This window comes from Meiothermus hypogaeus (assembly GCF_003574035.1).
Lineage (GTDB): Bacteria > Deinococcota > Deinococci > Deinococcales > Thermaceae > Meiothermus > Meiothermus hypogaeus.
The window spans coordinates 1-4,488 of the sequence record NZ_QWKY01000135.1 but is presented as its reverse complement, the minus strand read 5'-3'; the positions used below and the strand labels follow the sequence as shown (position 1 = coordinate 4,488).

Below are 4,488 nucleotides of genomic sequence, written 5' to 3'. Positions count from 1 at the left end.
TTGAGTACCGGCGCTAGCCGGGGGCCGATGGCCCTTCACTGTCGGTCGGCGAAGAAAGCGTCTCCCTTCCAAGGGGCGGTATCGCCCTCCGCTACGCGGATAACTTCGGTCGGGTTAGTTCGTCACCAAAGGTGACGAACTAACCGAATCTGGTATAAGAACATTTCTACGACTGTGTATCAGTCCTGGGCAACCCCGCCAAACAAAAACCGCATCATGTCGGGGAATCGCCGCGCCCAGTGGCCTTCATTATGCACGCCCTCTGGGTCCTCCAGGTAAAGGTAGTCGTGGCCGGGCTGCCAGCCTTTTTGCTGGAGTAAGCGGTGCATACGGCGCACCCCTTCCAGATAGCGGCGGCTGCTGACGTGTGAAAGGGTGAGTTCGCGGAAACCCACGTCCATGTAGAGCCGCCCCGGCACCTGGCGGGCTTTCTCCACAAATCTGTAAATGGCCCCGTCGGCAAACCAGAACGCCGGGCTCACCACGCCTGCGATGCCAAAAACCTCGGGGTGATAGTAATACGCGCACAGGCTGATAAAACCACCCATCGAAGAGCCCATCACGCCGGTGTGGTCGCGGCCCGGCAGGGTACGAAACTCGTCGTCTATGAAGGGTTTGACGGTCTCGATAAGGAACTTGAGGTACTTCTCGCCTTTGCCGCCCCCGTGCTTGGGGTCGCGGAAGGGGCTGTATTCGTTGAGGCGCTCCACTCCCATGTTGGGGATACCCACCACAATGGCCTCGATGCCCTCCTGGGACAGCTTCTCCATGCTCTCGTCTACCTGCCACTCGCCCACGTAGCTGGTGGCCTCATCGAAGATGTTCTGCCCGTCGTGCATGTAGAGCACGGGGTAATGGCGGTCGCTTGTGCGATAGGATGGCGGCAGGTAGATCAGAATATCGCGCTTGTTGCCCAATTGGGGGCTGCGCAAATCTTCGTAAACCAACACCTCGCCCACCACGGTGTGACCAGGGCCGCTGGGGTGCGGTTTCCATACCTGTGTCTGAGTGGTATAACCCATTGGCGTATTGTAAGGGCTGGCCATCAAAAGTCGAGTCTAAAGCAACGTCTGTAACAGCGAGCCTCGAGCGCGGTTCCTAAAGCATCATGTCAAAAATCATGATTAGCAGACATCTTCTGGCCCCTTGAGTCTCTCCAGCAACCCATTTTTAACACTTCATAACCTTTTCTTTAGCAAACGGCGGCTTTGTTGGGTGGCCCCACATTCCCCCTGAGTCCATTGCCCACACTGAGCGCATGAAAGCCTGGAGCATCTGGCTGGTGATGTGGCTGGGTAGCCTGGCCCTGGGCAATGTTTGTTCCAGCGCGTTCTACCCCACCGACCCCGACCTGCGCTGGCGCTACCGGAATCTGAACGATAATCAGGTCTACATCCAGACTTTTATCCCAACCGGGCCGGGCGCGCTCCTCGAGCAGCGTCGCTTTGCCTCTCGCACCGAGACCACCCAGTGGACATGCACCCCCCAGGGCTTGCGCACCCTACCCGAGGGCGACCTACCCATTCCGGGCGGCAGCGTGCGCATGACCAAACTCATCGGCGTAATCATTCCCAGCAACGAGACCTGGCGGGTCGGCGGACGCTGGATCTACCGCTACGAGCTAAAGGGCCGCATTGCGGTTTTCGACCTAGCGGGTTTTCTCGAGGTCGAGAACCGCATCGTAGCCAAAGAAACCATCAGCGTACCCGCCGGCCGCTTCGAGGCTTTACGGGTCGAGGCCAGCTTCCGCGGCGAGTTTGGCATTGGCTTTGGTGGCAAAGCCACTTACTGGTTTGCCGAAGGGGTAGGTGTGGTCAAGCAGGTCAGCGAGGGCACCTTTGGCGGGCAGAGCAGCGAGCTGATCGAGTTGATACGCTAGGCTAAATCCCCAGCCCACCCACGCGCTGCTTCTCTACTGGTGTACCCGTCAGGCCGTTGAAGGCGTCTACTTCCTCTAAGAACCGGTGGAACAGGTAAATCGAGTCGTGCGGGCCGGGGCAGGCCTCGGGGTGGTACTGCACGCTGAACACCGGGTAGCGCAGGTGGGCCATGCCTTCCAGGGTACCGTCGTTGAGGTTGATGTGGGTGGGCTTGAAGTCTTTGAGAGAGTCGGGGTCTACCGCGTAGCCATGGTTCTGGCTGGTAATCTCGATTTTGCCGGTGAGCAGGTTCTTGACCGGGTGGTTGGCCCCCCGATGCCCAAACTTGAGCTTGAAGGTGCGTCCACCCGCCGCAAGGCCGAGCAGTTGGTGGCCCAGGCAGATGCCAAAGGTAGGCAACAGGCCCATCAGCTTCCAAAGGGTCTCGTGGGCGTAGCGGGGCATGCTGGGGTCGCCGGGACCATTGGACACGAAGAGGCCGTGCGGCTCCAGAGCCATAATTTGCGCGGGGCTGGTTTTGCCCGGCACCACTATCAGCTCGAAGCCCAGCTCGGCCATGTAGCGCATCTGGGCGTGCTTGATACCAAAGTCCATCACCACCACCCGCCGCTGCCCCTTGAAGGTGGGGAACTGATACGGCAGCGGGGTGGAAACCTCGGGGGTCATATCGCGCCCGTCAATATCGGTCCATTTTCGGGCTTCTTCGCGCAGGGCGGCCAGGTCTTCGGGGGTGAAGCGGTAGCTGGGCGAACCAAAATGAGTGGCGTGGGCAATCACCCCCTTCATCACCCCCCCCTCGCGGATTTTTCTAACCAGGGCGCGGGTATCTATGCCTTCCAGGCCGATCACCCCGGTCTCGCGCATGAACTCTTCCAGGCTCTGCTGGGCGCGGGGCCCGGCAGTGTACTTGCTGAACTCCCGGGCCACAAAACCCCGCACCCAGGGCCGGTTGCTTTCCATGTCGAACACGTTCACCCCGTAGTTGCCCTGGTGGGGATAGGTCATCACCACAATCTGGCCGTTGTAGCTGGGGTCGGTCAGGATTTCCTGGTAGCCGGTTTGGGCGGTGTTGAAGACCACCTCCCCCACATTCTTGCCCCGGTGCCCAAAGGCAAAGCCGTGGTAGGTAGTGCCATCCTCGAGTACCAACACTGCGCGCTCTCTCATGCCCTAAGCCTCGCTTCCCAAAGAAACAATTTACACGTTTTTCGCATTTCTATACAGCTCGGGGTTCTCGTTGTTATACCGGATTCAAAAAGACAGTTTACAAAAGCAAAAACCCATAGGTTGTCTTTTGAATCCTGGAGCACGCCCCTCCCGAACGGTCGGCGACGAAAGCGTCTCCCTTCCAAGGGGCGATATCGCCCTCCGCTACGCGGATAACTTCGGCCCTGTTGATTCGTTACCGAACGGTAACGAATCAACCAAATCTGGTATGAACACGTGGCCCCTCTGCTCGCCCACAGGCTGGGCCGGTCTGGGTCAGACAAAAACCCAGACCACAGCAAGAGCCAAACAGGCCAGCCCCCACGCCTCGCAGGGCAACCCAAACAGCCGCGCCGACCTTACCTAACCCTCAAACCCCAGCAAGAAAGGGTCTTCCAGCATCTCGGCCACAAAGCGGCAGAAGCGGGCTGCATCGGCGCCGTCAATCAGGCGGTGGTCGTAGGAGAGCGAGAAGGGCATGATGTTGCGCGGCTCAAAAGTGCCTTTCTCGGCGTTCCACACCGGCTCCATGCTACTGCGCGAAACCCCCATGATGGCCACCTCGGGCCAGTTGACGATTGGGGTGAATCCCGTCCCGCCGATGCCGCCCAGATTGGAGATGGTAAACGAGGCCCCTTGCATCTCTTCCGGGGTTAGCTTGCGGTCTCGAGCCTTAGCGGCAATCTCGCCCAGCTCGGCAGCCAGGGTGATTACCCCCTTCTTGTCCACATCGCGCACCACCGGCACCAGCAAGCCCGTGGGGGTATCGACAGCCACACCAATATGGATGTACTCCTTGAAAATGACCTCGTTGGAAGCAGTATCTATGGAAGCGTTGAACTTGGGAAACTGCTTGAGGGCCGCTGCCGCAATCTTGAGCAGGATTGCGGTCATGGTGACTTTAGCGCCCCGCTTTTCCGCCCTGGGACCCATCTTCTTGCGCAGGGCCTCCATCTCGGTGATGTCGGCCTTGTCGAACTGGGTTACCATCGGGATGGTGCTCCAGGCCTGGGCCATGCTGCGCACGGTGGCCCGGCGAATCCCCGACATGGCCTCGCGGCGTACCGGACCAAACTTGCTGAAGTCGGGCAAGGGCATTGCAGGCACAGGGGCAGAAGTGGTGGGCGCAGGGGCAACCTCACCGGTCGCGAACCGCTTTACGTCGCTTTCGGAGATGCGGTAGGCGGGGCCGCTACCCACCACATCCAGCAGATTGACCCCCATTTCTCGAGCCAGCCGGCGCACACTCGGTGCAGCCGGAATCAGCTTGCGCTGCCCTGCCGGCGCACTGGGCACAGAAGCCGTACCACGTGGGGAAGCCGGTACGCTGGGGGGTTGGGCTGATGGTGCCGTACTGGCGGGCTGGGCTGAGGCAGGTGCAAGGGGTGGGGTTGTAGGGGTC

The 4,488-nt window shown here is 60.1% G+C and carries 5 protein-coding genes; 2 read left to right on the top strand and 3 right to left on the bottom strand.

Annotated elements, in window-relative coordinates; all coding sequences use genetic code 11:
• Nucleotides 1–179: 179 nt before the first annotated feature.
• Nucleotides 180–1,022 (bottom strand): alpha/beta hydrolase, encoded by an 843-nt coding sequence (locus Mhypo_RS17240; protein WP_119342469.1) that lies wholly within the window; start codon nucleotides 1,020–1,022, stop codon nucleotides 180–182.
• Between the two features lie 236 nt (nucleotides 1,023–1,258).
• On the opposite strand from Mhypo_RS17240, the gene Mhypo_RS17235 reads away from it, so the two are divergent.
• On the top strand, nucleotides 1,259–1,879 hold the full coding sequence (locus Mhypo_RS17235; protein WP_119342468.1) for a TapB family protein: 621 nt from the start codon (nucleotides 1,259–1,261) through the stop codon (nucleotides 1,877–1,879).
• 1 nt (nucleotide 1,880) lies between these two features.
• Here the strand turns inward: Mhypo_RS17235 and carA are convergent, their stop codons facing one another.
• Nucleotides 1,881–3,047: a glutamine-hydrolyzing carbamoyl-phosphate synthase small subunit gene (gene carA / locus Mhypo_RS17230; protein WP_119342467.1), complete on the bottom strand. Its 1,167-nt coding sequence runs from the start codon at nucleotides 3,045–3,047 to the stop codon at nucleotides 1,881–1,883.
• Nucleotides 3,048–3,315: 268 nt separating this feature from the next.
• Between carA and Mhypo_RS18270 the strand changes: the two genes are divergently transcribed.
• Nucleotides 3,316–3,453, top strand: a complete 138-nt coding sequence (locus Mhypo_RS18270; RefSeq protein ID WP_170148349.1) for a hypothetical protein — start codon at nucleotides 3,316–3,318, stop codon at nucleotides 3,451–3,453.
• Here the strand turns inward: Mhypo_RS18270 and Mhypo_RS17225 are convergent.
• The coding region (locus tag Mhypo_RS17225; protein ID WP_119342470.1) for a 2-oxo acid dehydrogenase subunit E2 at nucleotides 3,450–4,488 on the bottom strand (1,039 nt) is incomplete at its 5' end. The genes Mhypo_RS18270 and Mhypo_RS17225 overlap by 4 nt on opposite strands.

Coding starts and splice junctions, on each gene's coding strand:
- Mhypo_RS17240 (WP_119342469.1), bottom strand. CDS start 1,022: ATGGGTTATACCACTCAGACACAGGTATGGAAACCGCACCCCAGCGGC.
- Mhypo_RS17235 (WP_119342468.1), top strand. CDS start 1,259: ATGAAAGCCTGGAGCATCTGGCTGGTGATGTGGCTGGGTAGCCTGGCC.
- carA (WP_119342467.1), bottom strand. CDS start 3,047: ATGAGAGAGCGCGCAGTGTTGGTACTCGAGGATGGCACTACCTACCAC.
- Mhypo_RS18270 (WP_170148349.1), top strand. CDS start 3,316: ATGAACACGTGGCCCCTCTGCTCGCCCACAGGCTGGGCCGGTCTGGGT.